Origin of the sequence: Nocardioides aromaticivorans, assembly GCF_013408525.1 — a bacterium.
Classification (GTDB): Bacteria; Actinomycetota; Actinomycetes; order Propionibacteriales; family Nocardioidaceae; genus Nocardioides; species Nocardioides aromaticivorans.
Genome location: NZ_JACBZM010000002.1, coordinates 100956 through 114850, shown reverse-complemented (window position 1 = coordinate 114850; position 13895 = coordinate 100956). Strand labels below are relative to the sequence as shown.

At 68.0% G+C, this 13895-nt stretch carries 15 protein-coding genes; 8 read left to right on the top strand and 7 right to left on the bottom strand.

Translation table 11 applies throughout. From position 1 onward, the window contains the following. Nucleotides 1–5: 5 nt before the first annotated feature. Entirely contained in the window at nt 6–368 is a 363-nt protein-coding gene (locus tag BJ993_RS24965) for a hypothetical protein (protein WP_179652850.1), read from the top strand. A 2-nt stretch (nt 369–370) separates the two neighbouring features. Next, on the top strand, nt 371–1906 hold the full coding sequence (locus BJ993_RS24960; protein ID WP_179652848.1) for a putative type IV secretion/conjugal transfer ATPase: 1536 nt from the start codon (nt 371–373) through the stop codon (nt 1904–1906). On the opposite strand, the gene BJ993_RS24955 is transcribed toward BJ993_RS24960, so the two are convergent. Beyond that, the gene (locus tag BJ993_RS24955; RefSeq protein ID WP_179652846.1) at nt 1903–2211 is read right to left on the bottom strand and encodes a hypothetical protein; all 309 of its coding nucleotides are present in this window, start codon (nt 2209–2211) and stop codon (nt 1903–1905) included. The genes BJ993_RS24960 and BJ993_RS24955 overlap by 4 nt on opposite strands. A gap of 431 nt (nt 2212–2642) precedes the next feature. Here BJ993_RS24955 and BJ993_RS24950 point away from each other — a divergent pair, with 431 nt between their 5' ends. The 5 genes from BJ993_RS24950 to BJ993_RS24930 all read left to right on the top strand — a co-directional run bounded on the left by BJ993_RS24950 (nt 2643) and on the right by BJ993_RS24930 (nt 7791). Next, on the top strand, nt 2643–3245 hold the full coding sequence (locus BJ993_RS24950; RefSeq protein ID WP_179652844.1) for a TetR/AcrR family transcriptional regulator: 603 nt from the start codon (nt 2643–2645) through the stop codon (nt 3243–3245). A gap of 36 nt (nt 3246–3281) precedes the next feature. Next, nucleotides 3282–5621, top strand: coding sequence for an MMPL family transporter (locus BJ993_RS24945; RefSeq protein ID WP_179652842.1), 2340 nt, complete (start codon nt 3282–3284; stop codon nt 5619–5621). Nucleotides 5622–5946: 325 nt separating this feature from the next. Next, a complete protein-coding gene (locus BJ993_RS24940) occupies nt 5947–6567 on the top strand; it encodes a TetR/AcrR family transcriptional regulator (protein ID WP_179652840.1) in 621 nt (206 codons plus the stop codon). A 150-nt stretch (nt 6568–6717) separates the two neighbouring features. After that, nucleotides 6718–7044 carry a PaaI family thioesterase gene (locus BJ993_RS26430; RefSeq protein ID WP_308645720.1) on the top strand — a complete coding sequence of 109 codons (327 nt, stop codon included), beginning with the start codon at nt 6718–6720 and terminating at the stop codon, nt 7042–7044. A 90-nt stretch (nt 7045–7134) separates the two neighbouring features. After that, nucleotides 7135–7791, top strand: coding sequence for a hypothetical protein (locus tag BJ993_RS24930; protein ID WP_179652838.1), 657 nt, complete (start codon nt 7135–7137; stop codon nt 7789–7791). A gap of 370 nt (nt 7792–8161) precedes the next feature. On the opposite strand, the gene BJ993_RS24925 is transcribed toward BJ993_RS24930, so the two are convergent. The 3 genes from BJ993_RS24925 to BJ993_RS24915 form a co-directional block, all read right to left on the bottom strand. Next, nucleotides 8162–8620 (bottom strand): VOC family protein, encoded by a 459-nt coding sequence (locus tag BJ993_RS24925; RefSeq protein WP_179652835.1) that lies wholly within the window; start codon nt 8618–8620, stop codon nt 8162–8164. 86 nt (nt 8621–8706) lie between these two features. Further along, nucleotides 8707–9189: a luciferase domain-containing protein gene (locus tag BJ993_RS24920; RefSeq protein WP_013601282.1), complete on the bottom strand. Its 483-nt coding sequence runs from the start codon at nt 9187–9189 to the stop codon at nt 8707–8709. Further along, a complete protein-coding gene (locus tag BJ993_RS24915; protein ID WP_179652833.1) occupies nt 9186–9602 on the bottom strand; it encodes a DoxX family protein in 417 nt (138 codons plus the stop codon). The genes BJ993_RS24920 and BJ993_RS24915 overlap by 4 nt, the downstream gene beginning before the upstream one ends. A gap of 122 nt (nt 9603–9724) precedes the next feature. On the opposite strand from BJ993_RS24915, the gene BJ993_RS24910 reads away from it, so the two are divergent. Next, a complete protein-coding gene (locus BJ993_RS24910; protein ID WP_179652831.1) occupies nt 9725–10084 on the top strand; it encodes a winged helix-turn-helix transcriptional regulator in 360 nt (119 codons plus the stop codon). Between the two features lie 338 nt (nt 10085–10422). Here BJ993_RS24910 and BJ993_RS24905 read toward each other — a convergent pair whose 3' ends face one another. Genes BJ993_RS24905 through BJ993_RS24895 form a run of 3 tightly spaced genes read right to left on the bottom strand, consistent with a single transcriptional unit; the run spans nt 10423 to nt 13722 of the window. Continuing rightward, complete coding sequence (locus BJ993_RS24905; RefSeq protein WP_179652829.1) at nt 10423–12216, bottom strand: site-specific integrase; 1794 nt, start codon at nt 12214–12216, stop codon at nt 10423–10425. Nucleotides 12217–12254: 38 nt separating this feature from the next. Continuing rightward, on the bottom strand, nt 12255–12596 hold the full coding sequence (locus BJ993_RS24900; protein ID WP_257027729.1) for a helix-turn-helix domain-containing protein: 342 nt from the start codon (nt 12594–12596) through the stop codon (nt 12255–12257). A gap of 40 nt (nt 12597–12636) precedes the next feature. Next, on the bottom strand, nt 12637–13722 hold the full coding sequence (locus BJ993_RS24895; RefSeq protein WP_179652825.1) for a tyrosine-type recombinase/integrase: 1086 nt from the start codon (nt 13720–13722) through the stop codon (nt 12637–12639). Between the last annotated feature and the right edge of the window lie 173 nt (nt 13723–13895).

Genomic DNA, 13895 nt, shown 5'->3' with positions numbered 1-13895 from the left:
ACGAGATGGCGACCACGCGCGTGCCCACCGCGCCCGCGTCGCAGATGTGGTGGCAGCCTCCGCGCCTGGCCGGCCAGGCGCTGATCCAAAGCCGGCAGACGACGGTGCTGAGCCCATTGGGCCAGCACCGCAAGAGCGCCGTCTCCGTATCGAACAGTTGGCTGCGGCAGGACGGCAGCAAGACCGCACTGATGCGGTGGCTCTGCATGGACGCGCTGCGGTTCTCGGGACGGCCCGTGGTGGTCCTCGACGAGGCTGCGGCCTTCGAGCCGTTCGACTTCTCCACGGTCAGCGACGTGACGATCAATCCGCTCGCGTTGGGGTCTGCGACCTCGAGCTCACCGCACCACGACACAGGGGAGTGGTGAGCGTGGTCGCGACCAAGACCCGTGCTCGTGGCGGGTCGAAGAACGCGCGTCCGGCGTCGCGGACGATCGACGACCTGTTGTCGGACTTCGGGACCACGATGCCGCGGAAGTCGGCGCCGGTCGCAGAGCCGCCGGCGGAGAAGCTGTTCCCCGGCTCGGTCAAGGCCAACGGCGTACGCCGGATGGGACATGGGTGGGCTCCCACGATGCCGCCGCTGGCCGGCTACCAGATGACATCTGAGGAGACCCCAGTCCTGTGGCCGCTGATCTCCGGTGACGGACTCCCTCCCTGGGGCGCGGAGATGGGCTACGACGTGCTCTCGGGTGGCAAGTTTTACTGCGACCCGATGGGCTGGGTGCTCGACGACTCGATCCCGGTCACCAACCCCAACATCTTCATCTTCGGCAAGCCCGGCCGCGGCAAGTCCGCGACCGTCAAGGCGTTCATGCTCCGGATGATCCGCTACGGCTACCGGTCGCTGGTGCTCGGCGACGTCAAGGACGAGTACGAGGACCTGGCCCGGTTCCTCGGCGTCGACCCGTTCCGCATCGGCCCCGGTCTCGCGGGCAGGATCAACCCGCTCGACCTCGGCCCTCTCGGCGTGGACTGGGAGAAGCAGTCCCGCGAGGAGCAGCACCGCCGCGCGAACGTGATCTTCAACCGATGGCTGTTCCTGATCCGGGGCCTGATCGGCTCCCAGGGCGTGACGTTCACCCCGACCGAGGAGCGGGTCATCAACAAGGTGCTGCGGCACCTGACCGGATGGTCTGTGGGTGCCTCCCGGCTCAAGCCGGTCACCATCCCGCAGGTCTGGGCCGCACTGGATTCGCCCACCAAGGAGCTGGTCGACGACTGCCGCTACGAGAGCCCGCAGGCGTTCTACAACGGCACCCGGCCGCTGCGCGACGCGCTGGGTGCCCTCTGCGAAGGATCGCTGCAGGGCATGTTCGACACCGAGTCGACCTTCAACCCCGACTGGCGTGCACCGATCCAGACGCTGTCGCTGCGCTCGCTGCACGAGACCGGCAACAAGGTCGCCGTGGGCATCGCGCTGATGTGCCTCAACTCCTGGGGTCAGGGCATGCGCGAAACCGCCTCGGCGGGCGATCGGCGGATCGTGCTCCGAGACGAGGCATGGCTGCAGACCCGCCTATCGCTAGACGCGGTGATGGCGCTGGACGCCAACCTGCGGCTCTCCCGCACCGAAGGTGACATCCAGCTGGTGACCTACCACAAGCCGTCCGACCCGCTCTCGGCCGGCGACCAAGGCAGCCAGGCCGCCCAGATCGCCAAGGACCTGCTCAACCTCTCCGACGTCCGGATCCTGATGGGCCAGGACGAGTCGGTCGCCGACGAGCTCGGCCGCCTGATGGGGCTCTCGGAGATGCAGCAGAGCGTCATCACCAACTGGGCGATGCAGGAGAAGGGACGCGCCCTGTGGATGGTCGGCGACCAGCGCTACAAGGTGCAGACGCTGCTGACGCCGCTGGAGCGGCGGCTCACGTACACCAACGACGCGATTGACCCGGCTCTTTAGAAGTTCGCGCGTATTTTGACGGTTCTGCGACGAACCTGAGCATACGCAACGTCCTCGAGCCTGTGCGGACACTCAGGTTCAGAGACGCCGCAACGGGAAGCGTGTGCCGGATCGGGAGCCGTCACCGAGAAGGTCACCGGACAGGTGATCCGGGACCCTTGAGCGGCGGCGAGCGCGCCGGCCAGGCGGCCTCGGAACCCCGTACCAGCCCAGCCGAGCCCTTCCCACTCCATCAGGTCGCGCAAGGCACCGGAGGCACAGTGCTCGGCCTGACGGTGCGGATAGTCGAGGACCACTTCGGCCATGACCTCACCCTGCCTTCATGCGGCTCCATCACTCGCGGAAGCAACGGGAGCGCAGTCCCCATACATTTATGCACGCATGTAACCCGCGGAGGTGCACCTGCGTTCAGATGCGAGGAGGACCGCTCGGCTGCAGAGCGTGGCGTCCTCCCGGATGCCACCATCACGTGCTTGGTCGAGCTCGGCTGCGCCGGCACCGCTGGCGCGGCGGTTGCGCAGAAGGCCGGGCTGTCGCGGGGCGCCCAGCCGCACCATTGCGGGGACCCGCGACCAGTTGGTGGTCGCCGGGTCGAGCATCTGGCGCAGAAACGGCTGCGGCAGGTGCACGAGCAGGCGACTGAGCTGGCGCGCTCTGCGGAACCGCGCGCGGAGGCGAATGCGAGCTGCGCATTGGGCACTTTTGCTCATTGGGTAGGGACGGGCATACTGGGGGCGTGGATCGTGGGTTGCGGGATCTCAAGCGCGAGGCGACTGCGGAGGCGCTGGCCAAGGCGGCGTTCGATCTGACCCGTGAGCGCGGCTTGTCGGGGTTTGTCACTGCGGACGTGGTGGAGCGGGCGGGGTACTCGCGCCGCACCTTCGCGAACCACTTCTCCTGCAAGGAGGAGGCAGTTGCTTCGGTCGCGTTCGGTGGTGTCGAGGACGCGAGTGCGATCCTGACCGGCCTTCCCGCTGATCTGTCCCTGCTCGATGCCCTGCTGGCCGTGATGAGGACGCAGTTCACCGCAGACGCGTTGGTGAGGATGCGCGAGCTGATGGCGATGGCGCGGCAGTACCCAACCCTCGAGCCCTACGTCCTCAGCGTTCAGCAACGCATGCGCCACACCGCCCAGGAGCTCTTGGGGTCCGCAGCAGGGGACCGCTATCCCGCCATCTACGTGCCCCTGCTGTTCGGCGCCGTCTATGGCGCCGTGATGGCCGCCCTCGAGGGGACCCTCGATGTGCACCTCGGCGGTGAGAGCGACCTCAGCTCTACGTCGATGGACTACAGCTCATTCCTCGATATCACATTCGACTACCTGCGCCACGGCTTCTAGACGCCGCCCCACTTGCCCTCAAGGAGCACCAGGCCCATGTCCACTTTCTTGTACCGGCTCGGACGAACTGCGTTCGGCAAACCGTGGCTGTTCATTGCGGGCTGGCTCGCCGCCCTCGCAGTGGTAGTCGGCGCGGTCGCTATCAATGGGGTGAGCGTCAGCTCGGAGATGAAGATTGAGGGCACCGAGGCCCAGACCGTGCTCGACCGCGTAGCCGACGAGCTCCCCGCCGCCTCGGGGGGCCAGGCCAGTGTGGTCTTCACTGCCCCGGACGGTGAGCGGCTCGACACTCCGGACCGACTTGCGGTGATCAGCGGCACCGTCGGCGACGTCTATGACCTGGAGAAGGTCGTCAACCCCCTGGACGCCGCTCTGGGTACCGGGGAGCAGGGCGGACCGGGCACTCCTCAGGAAGATGCGCCGGCCGATCCCCCAGCCGGGTCGGACCAGGGGCAGGCGCCTTCCTACCAGCCGCTGGTGGTGGACGGGACCCCGGTGCCCGGCGTGCTGGTGTCCACGGACGGGCAGGTCGCGCTGTTCCAGTTCCAGTTCACAGTCGCCTCGACCTCGTTGACAGCTGACGACGTCACCTCGGTGGTCGAGGTGGTGGAGCGTGCCGAGGAGGGAACGGGGATCACCGTGCTCCCGAGCGACTCGCTCAAGGCCATCGAGATCCCGGTCGGAATCGGCGAGGTCGTCGGTCTCGCCGTCGCCGCCCTGGTGCTGGTGCTCACCCTGGGCTCGCTGATCGCGGCCGGCCTGCCTCTGATCACCGCACTGGTCGGCGTCGGCATCGGCGTGGGCGGCGCGTACGCGCTCTCGACGGCCGTCGAGATGAACTCCGCCACCCCCGTGCTCGGTCTCATGGTCGGCCTCGCCGTCGGCATCGACTATGCGCTGTTCGTCGTCAACCGGCAGCGACGGCTGATCCTCGACCAAGGCCTGACCGCGCGGGAGGCGGCCGGCAGAGCGGTCGGCACCGCGGGTAGCGCGGTCTTCTTCGCCGGACTGACCGTCCTCATCGCGCTGAGCGCGCTGACCGTCATCGGTATCGCGATGCTGTCCACGATGGCACTGGTCGCGGCTTCCACGGTCGCCCTGGCCGTGCTCATCGCCCTGACCCTGCTGCCCGCACTGCTGGGTCTGGTCGGGGAGCGGATCTGCTCCGACAAGGCCCGAGCCCGACGCCGCGCCAAGGTCGAAGCGGAGTCGCACAGCGTCGCCGACCACTGGGTCAAGGGCGTGATCAGGTTCCGGTGGCCCGTCATCGCGGGCGTGGTCGCGATCCTGGGCGTGATGGCGATCCCCGCGGCCAGCATGAACCTGGGTATCCCAACCGGCGAGACCGCCAACCAGGACACCGCCGCCCGGCAGAGCTACGAGGCCGTCTCCCAGGGCTTCGGCGAGGGATTCAACGGCCCCCTCCTGGTCACCGCAGAGCCCACCGGCACCGCAGGCCGCGTCACACCCGAGCTGACCGCGAAACTCCTCGGGGAGTTCCAGGGCCGAGACGACATCGTGCTAGCCGCCCCCGTTGGCGTCAACGAGGCCGGCGACCTGGCCGTGTTCAGCGTCATCCCCACCTCCGGCCCCAGCGACGAGGCCACCAGCGACCTCGTGAAGTCGCTGCGCGAGCCCGACAACGCGATCGCCCAGGACAACCAGGTGCAACTCGGCGTCACCGGGTTCACCGCCATCGGCATCGACATGTCCGACAAGCTCGCCGACGTCCTACCGCTCTACCTCGGCATCATCATCGTGCTCTCCGTCCTGATCCTGATGCTTGTCTTCCGCTCGGTCGTCGTCCCACTCAAGGCCACCGCCGGCTTCCTGCTCAGCATCCTGGCCACCTTCGGTGCCACCACCGCCGTCTTCCAGTGGGGCTGGCTCAGCAGCCTCTTCGGGTTCGACACCGGCGGCCCGCTGATGAGCTTCATGCCGATCATCGTGACCGGCATCCTCTACGGGCTCGCCATGGACTACGAGGTCTTCCTGGTCTCCTCGATGCGGGAGGCACACATCCACGGCCAGCCGGCCCGCCAGAGCGTCGTGCGCGGGTTCGACCAGGCCAGCCGCGTCGTGGTCGCGGCCGCGATCATCATGGTCGCGGTGTTCTCCGGCTTCATCTTCAGCCACGACATCATGATCAAGCAGATCGGCTTCGCTCTCGCCGCCGGTATCCTCATCGACGCCTTCATCGTCCGGCTGACGCTCGTCCCGGCCCTGATGGCCGTCTTCGACGAGCGAGCATGGTGGCTGCCCCGCTGGCTCGACCGCGTGCTGCCCGACCTCGACATCGAGGGCGACAAGCTGCTGACCATGCTCAACCAGCAGGCCGAAGCAACCGACCGACAAAACATCGAGGTCCGCAACTGAGCGAACCGAAGCATCCAGAGCCGGACTTCTGGGGAACGCCCAGGACCCCCCGCCGGCAATCGGACCAGCGCTCCCGTATTCCCTCCAATTCGCTGGGCAGGAAACGTCGCTGCCTCGGCCATTCGGCGGCTATCACGGCCGGACTGACCTGAGACCCTTCCGCGAGCGTGGCGGAGGTGTAGCGGTCGTCGTCGTCGAGCATCGCCGAACCCCTTAACCGACAGACGTCGGGTCCCGGCTTCGTTCAGGATGGCCCGCCCTCGGATGCGAGGAACTCGACGCACCCAAAGTTACATACATTCGTGCCTGCATGTAAGGTGTGACTGTGTCAGTGCAGGCAAGGCGGCAGGAGGAACGCTCCGCAGCCACCCGTCACGTGCTGTTGGAGGCCACCGTGGCGTGCCTGGTCGACCTGGGCTACACTGGTACCACGAGTGCCGCCGTGGCCGCGAAGGCCGGTCTGTCACGAGGCGCACAGCTGCATCACTTCGGGACCCGAGACCAGTTGGTGGTCGCGGCGGTCGAGTATCTGGCACAGAAGCGCTTGCGGCGAGTACGCGAGGCGTTGGCCGACCTGTCCCCGGCCACGCCTCAAGGGGCGAAGCGTTCTCGGAGTCGGATCGAGCCGCAGGAGGCTGCGCTCGGGCTGTTGGCAGAGGCTCTTTCGGGTCCGCTGTACGCCGCCACCCTGGAACTGTGGGTGGCCGCCCGCTCACACCCCGATCTGCGAGCCCAGTTGATCCCAGCCGAGGAGCGCGTCAACGACGAGCTTGCGCAGATCTGTCGCACCTACGTCACCGACGACCCGGTCACGATCCGGCTCACCCTCGACCTCCTGCTCGGCAGGGGGGTCAGCGGCCTGCTCACCTCCCACCCAGGCCACCGCCAAGAACAGGTCCTCGCCGCCTGGGCCCAACTCCTGAGAGGCCGTCCACCCCATGACTGACCTGCCATCGATGCTTGCCACCTTGGCTGAGAAGTTCCGCCCGCACGCGGAAGGAGTCGACCTGCCGCCCCACCACGAGCGGTGCCTGGGCTGCGGACCCGACAACCCGCACGGCCACCACCTCCAGGTTCGCCGCCATGGGACGGCGTCGTGGCCGAGCACACCTTCGACAACCGGCACATCGGCGCACCCGGCATCACCCACGGCGGCGCAGTCGCCACCGTCATCGACGACCTCTACGGATTCCTGCTCTGCCTGGTCGGAACCCCCGCGGTCACCCGCCAGCTGACGGTCGACTACCGAGCGCCAGTACTGATCGGCGTCCCCTACCGGATGGAGGCACGCGTGACGAATCAAGAGGGCCGCAAACTGTTCCTCGCCGCCAGCCTGACCGACCGCGACGGATCTCTGGTCGGAACATCAACGGCCGTGTTCCTCACCGTCGGCGTCGACCACTTCACCCGGGGCACGCAGTGACCGCAGCATCGGGCGGGTGAACAACGCACCACACCGTCGCCCGAAGCGAACAGCGGGACCCGCTGCCCGTCAACGCAAGGATGGTTCCTCATGCTTCACAACGCTCTCCCGCTCTGGGCGGTACGCGCGCTCGCGGCCCTCGTCGCGCTGGTCCTCCTCGTCCTGACCCTCGGACTCGCCCTGCTCATCCCCCACATCCCGGCCCTCGCCAAGGCCGCCACCCACATGCCCGAAACCCTCGAGGTCGTCGACCGGGCCCCCGACACCCTCGACCAAGTCCAGCGGATCGACCGCAACGTCAAGAAGGTCACCCCGCCGGTCGTCAGAGCGACGAAAGACCTGTCGCTTGTCGCGCCGCACATCGAGACCCTCGCCGGCCAGGTCGACCGACTTCTGCACGACCTCGAGACGCTGCAACGCACCTCCAAACCCCTCGGCGAGGCCGCACCCAAACTCGCGCGACTGTCCGGCCAGCTCGGCGACCTCCAGACCTCCCTGCGCCGGCTCGACGGTCGCCTCGCCGGCCTCGACCAAAGCCTCGTCGAACCATTGGACAAGATGGAACGGCCGCTGCGCAGGCTCGCCTCCACCACCGGACCACTGCCCGGAAGTCTGGACCGGCTCAACCGAAGCACCGCCGTCCTCGAAGAACTCCCCGGCTACTTCGAGAACCTTCAACGGACCCTGCGGAGAGTGGAGCGGCACGTGCGTAACCTCGACGAGAAGACCGGCCCCAACATCCGCTGACCGAATGGGACCTCAACACCACGATCCGTAGTCTCCGGACACGCCCAGGCGGTTCACAGTGACGCGCTCGATGCAGGTGAACCGTCAGCCGGCCCCGCACCGGGGCATGCTGGACTGCGAGGAGCACGGAAACCGCGGCCATCGGCCCCCCCGCGCGTGCGGGGCTCGCTCCCTTCCTCCACGCCTCGTAACCCATCGCGCAATCGGCCGCCGCCATACTCATCTGAGAGACGGCATGATTGTCGTAAGTGAGTAGCGCAGCAACACGGTGCCGGCCTTGTCACCTCAGCACGGCCGGTGATCTGGGCAGCGGACTGGATGCCGATGGCCAGACGCTGCGGCCTGCGCCGCTCCAGGCATCCACGGAGGGTCACAGACGTAGGGGACGGATCGGGGCGAAGACCACCGAGGGGTCGGCGAGCCACTCCTCCGTGGCCATCACATCGACGTAGAGCTCGATCTCGTGCCCATCGGGGTCGGCGATGTAGAGCGAGTGGGTGACCGTGTGGTCGCTGGCCCCCTGGATCTGCACCCCGTGCTCGGTCAGGTGACGCACGACCTCGCGCAGGTCGTCGTCGTCGTCGCCGACCTTGAGGCCGAAGTGGTACAGGCCCACACGGTGCCCCGGGGGCATCGGCGCCGCGGCCGGGCCCACCTCGATGAGCAGCAGCTCGTGGTGGGTGCGTCCGGAGGAGAACGCCGCCGCGGGGACCGGCAGGGGGACCTCCCCGCGGATCTCGTTCCACCCGAGCACGTCTCGGTAGAACCGCCGTGAGCGCTCCAGGTCGCGGACGTAGAGCACCAGGTGGCCGAGCTCGTGGATGCGCATGATGGATGACTCCGATCTTTGTTCGACTGGTCCGGACCCGAGTGGCCCGGATGCCGAGCACGTCGGCGCTCTGTCAGTACGGCTGGTCAGGCCGGGGGGTTGGTGGCGTACTCGAAGGCGGCGGTCACGATCTGGGAGACCAGCTCTGCCTCCTCCTCGTCGCGGGGTGCGTAGATCATCACCGCGCCCGAGGTGATCAGGCCGCGGCGGGCGATCGGGTGTTGCTCTGCCCAGCCTGTCTCGATTACGCGGGAGGCGACGTCGGGCGGCAGCACCAGGTGCAGTGAGTGGTCCGGGGCGGGGTGCAGGTGAGCGAACTCGGTGCCGATCATGAAGGCCTCGGGCGGGCCCTGCGCGGCGTCTTCCGGCAGGGTCAGGGCGCGCGCTCCCGGGACCGAGATCATGCTGGGGCGCCAGACCACGTCCGGCAGCTGGGCGAGCCGCTCCTCCAGGAGGCGGCGCGGCCGATCGTCGTCCGGTTGTTGATCGAGCTGAGTGTGCGGATTGCTCGGGGTAGTGCGCGGCCTGGCGCCGCCGCGGGCGGGCAGGTCGACCAGCAAGCCGGTCACAGCGTGAACACCGGGCCGAGCACGAGCAGGCCGAGCTCGTCGCCCGCGGAGGCGAAGAACGCGAACAGGGCGAGCGCGGCACCCGCGAGGGACAGGTCCTTGAGGAACTGGGTCTGCTCGTTGGCCTTGCTCGCCGGGTCGGTCTCGCGCCAGAAGCCGTGCATCAGCACCGCCGTCGGCACCAGGAAGGCGACCAGCAGCAGGGCACCGAGGTCGGGCCAGACCCCGACGGCCACCATGAGGCCGCCCAGGATGCTCACCGCACCAGAGAAGGGCACCATCAACCCGGCGGCCGGCACACCCTTGCTCGCCACGTAGCCGGTCATCATCTCCCGCTGGCTGAAGTGGCCCATCCCGGCGCCCAGGAACAGTAGCGCGAAAAGGATCCGGCCGATGAGGACCAGAGCGTCCATGAGAGCTCCTCGTGTGCGAAGTAGACACTTACTCTTTGTAAGTGACTCTAGGAGTATCATTCCGGGAACGGCGTTGGCAAGAGTCAAGGTCCGGCGACTCGTCGGCCGCGGAGGTTGTCTGCATGGACGAGACACAGGGCTACTGTCCGGTTTTCCACCGCGCGGTCGAGCTGATCGGGCGGCGCTGGAACGGCCCGATCATCCGCGCACTCCTCGACGGAGCCGACCGCTTCGGCGAGATCCGCTCAAGAATCCCCGGGCTCACCGATCGGCTCCTCGCCCAGCGGCTCCGCGAGCTCGAGCGCGAGGGCGTGGTGGAACGCGCCTCCTCCGCCACCACCGTGCACTACACGCTGACGACCAAGGGCCACTCCCTGGCGCCGGTGATCGAGTCCATAGCCCAATGGGCTGCGGCGTGGGAACCTCCAGGATCGACCAGCTCGGCGCAGGGCCGCAGCGCCGCGGACTCGCGACGCCGGTAAGCAGACCGACCACGAACGCTGTCGCGTCGAGCTCCGCGAGAAGTGGATCCGCTTGCGGGACTCCTCCTCCACCACTCGAGCCACCGGCTCTGGAATCTCCTTGATGTTTCGGGGGGACGCCGCCTGACCTGCATAAACGCGGTGTAGGGCGCCACGTCCCCCCGCCCTTCGACGGTTCGGGGGGACGGATGGGGGGACGCTGAGCCGCCACGCTGCGGCCCGTGACCAGATTCGTCAGCGCCAGATTGTCCGAATCGTGCGCGCTGCGGTTGCTTATCGGTGGCGTGAGGATGTTGCGACAACTCTCGACCGGCGCCGCGCGGTACGTGAAAGCACGGTCATGGCTGGGTGCCAGGCTGGTCTTCGTTCCTCAGGTCGGGGTGCTCGACGGTCTTGAGGTAGCGGGTGGCGCCTTCGACGCTGAGCCCGAAGAGGTCGTAGATGCGGCGTACGTCGCCGCCGGTGGCGTGGATCTCGTGCAGGATGCGGTCTTCGCGCAGGGCCCGCGGGCGGATGCGGCTTTCCTTCCAGGGAAAGGATGGGCCGCCGGGGACGAGCCGCGGCGCGGTGCGTCGGTTGATGAGCAGGTATGGGTTCGCGGTGGCTGGCCAGGTTCGGTTGCGGTGGTCAAGCCAGGCACTCAGCCTGGCCCGAACGGGTGCTGCGAGCGGGATGTCGCGGCCGCCGAGGTGGAGGCGACCGTCGACGATGTCGGTCAGCTGCAGCTCCCCGACCTGCTTGCCGGTCAGTCCGTGGAAGGCCACCAGAGCGACGGCGAGCGCGACGGCCGGGTTCGGCGAGTCCAGTTCGGCCCGGATCACTGCGGGGTCAAGCGGCAGCGGAAGGTTCGTGGCGACACGGGTGAGGTCGATGCCCCTCATGGGGTTGGTGAAGACGAGTCGGCGGCCTTTGAGGATCTTGAACAGCGACATCAGCCCGTTCTCGGCGAAGTGGCGGTGGCTGGTGCCGGTCGGCAGGGCCGCGAGGGCGGCCAGGATGTCGTCCTTGCTGATCTCGGCGAACGACTGGCGCCCGGCTTCGACCCACGTCTGCACGACGGGCACGAGGCCCTGGATGTGGAGCTCGACGGTCTCGGGTTCGCGAGGCAGCTGGCGTGGCGCTTGTCGGGATCCGCCGAGCATGACCTGGAGCCACAGTTGGAGGTGTTCCCGCATGGTGTCCGGGAGGGCGCCGGATTCGATGAACTTGGCGTTGAAGTACCGCTCGACCCGGGTTGGGACGTCCTCGATCAGCAGGTCGGCTTCGGCGAGGACGTCGAGGGTGGAGGTGATGGTGCCGTCGTAGCGGCGCAAGCACACGACGTCACTGGCGCGGACCTTCGCGGTGGGAGTAGGTCGCAGGATCTGCAGCAGCCGCAGGGACTGGATCACGGCATTGCGCTGCCTGACGCTCCAGCCATAGCGGCGGGCGTGGTTGGCGACGATGGCCGCGCAGTACCGGGTCAGTTCGCTGTCCTCCACCAGGAGGCGTTGGCGCAGCACGTCGGGGTCGGGGTCCATCTCAAACAGGGCCAGCTGCTCAAGCGCGTGATCGTTGAACCTGGTGCCTGGCTGGTAGGGCAGCTGGTTCTTGTTCTTCTTCGACCAACGGCCAGCCCAGCTGACGTAGTCAGGCACCGGTGTCACGCGTCGCTTGAAGACCATGTTGGCGAAGAACAGCTGCTGGCTGTCCTTGTTCCCCGCGGCGACATCGGGTGCCCGCCCGGGTTTCTGTTCGAGGCGGGCATTCTCGAGGCAGAGGCGACAGGCTGGTCGGTCGCTGACGTGGCTGGCGCGGCCGCAGTGGGCGCAGGTGCCCTTCGGGTAGTGGCTCTGCCACCAGCGGCAGGACCAGCAGGTCCAGTTGTGGCGGGGGTAGACGCCCCAGGCCAGGCAGCCCTTGCAGGATCCGATGTGCTCGGGGCTGCGGGGATGACACCGGCTGCACAGCCCCTGACTGAAGTAGTCGGTCCGGGCGCGGCAGCGGTTGCACGGTGGAGCGGCGAACGGGCCGCCGGGCAGGCATTGATAGCAGAAGTCGACTCTGGGGCTGGTCCACGCGACGCGGTTGCTCTGGCAGGCGTTGCACTTGGGCGGCAGCCGCAACGCCGCGTTGGGGCCGGGCGCGGGCATGCGGTGCTCGTCGTGTCCGTGGGCGATGGGGGTGCGGGCTACAGCGGCGGGGTCGAGCGGAGCTTGCCGAGCCGCGGGGTGACCGCCGGTGGCGTGCCGCCGTTGCCGTTCGGATCGCCATCCCCGTTTCCGCCGTTGGCGGCGTCGGTGTTGCGGGGACGGCGCGCAGCGACCTTGTCCGGCTCGGGTGTCATCAGGTCGTTCGGGGTGCATTCGAGCACGGCGCACAGGACGTCGAGCTCTTCGAGGCGCATCGTCGGCGGGGTCCCGGCCCACCACGACGACATCTTCCCGGCGGAGATCTCGAGCCCGGCATCTGCCAGCATCCGCCGAAGTTCTGCGGACTTCCAGATCCCTCGTTCGGCGGCCCGCAGCCGCAAGCTCCACTGCATCTGGATCCTCTCCTTCGATTCGGTTGGGTCAGTCGGTACGGAGGCCCAGGCGGGCCTCGACGCGGTCGCTCGCGCTGTTCCACGCGCGCTCGATGTGATCGCTGCGGACGTGGAGGTAGCCCGAGGTCGTGGCCAGCCACTGGTGGCCAAGGAGCTCCTGGAGCGCCTTGATGTCCATCCCGGCCGCGTACAGCGACGATGCGCAGTAGTGCCGCAGCACGTGTGGCGTCATTCGCCCCGACCACGCCGGCAACCACTCGTCGACCTGGATCCCCAGGGCGCGGCGCAGCGCGTTCGCACCGACACGTCCACAGCGGTCCAAGTCCCTGTCGAACCGCTCAGAGGGCAGCAGTGGCGCGTCCGGGTCGGCCCAATCCTCGCCGTACTGCGGACGGACCTCGGCCAGCCACCAGTCGATCAACTGGTTCGCGCCGTTGATTCCGGGCACCAGCCGCGGCTTCGGTCCGCGGCCGCCCGAGCCCTTGCCGTGGCGGACGTGGAGCTTGCCGAACTCACCCAGATCGGGGCGCCAGTCGCGGATGTCGAGCATGACGGTCTCGTTGATACGCAGCCCGAGTCGGCGCCACAGCGAGGCGGCGAAGTAGTCGCGGGCCGCGGGAAGGTACTTGCGTGCCTGGGTGACCGACCCGCGCCAGGCGGTGAACAGCGAGTCGATCTCCTCATCCGACGGCGGAACCCGGACCTTGCCCAGCGATGCCCCGGACTGGCGATTGAACTCATCGATCGGCTGCTCGACCAAGACACCGGTCGTGCGGCGGATCGCGCCCTCGTAGCGGGCGATCACGAACTCGTAGAAGCCCGCCAGCGCGCCGGCCTTGCCGGCCCGGGTCGACACGCTGAGCCCCATCCGCCGCTGCTGGGCCAAGAACGCGTCCGCGTCCGCACAGGTGGCCTCCCACAGCGGAGTCGACAGCGAGCGAGCGAACTCGATGACGATTGCCCGCGTCCCGCCGATGTGGCGGTCAGTCAGACCTGCCGCCGACATCGCCAGCGCGTACTGGTCCACCAGCTCCTGCTCGAAGTCCTGGGCCGCCTGCGCACCTATAAGTGCCGGATCAACAGCGCTGCCGCCCGGCAACGCCACCAAACCCATCAGTCACCGACTTCAAGGGAAGCGATCATGCATCGATGCTACAGCCAAACCGTCGTTCGAGGTGACGCTTTGTCAATTCAGGCCCGTTGGAGAGCTGAACCGACGCCACCTGCACAAACGCAGATCGGAGCGCATGGACGCCTGATCGAACCTGAGTTCCTAGAGATTGCGGC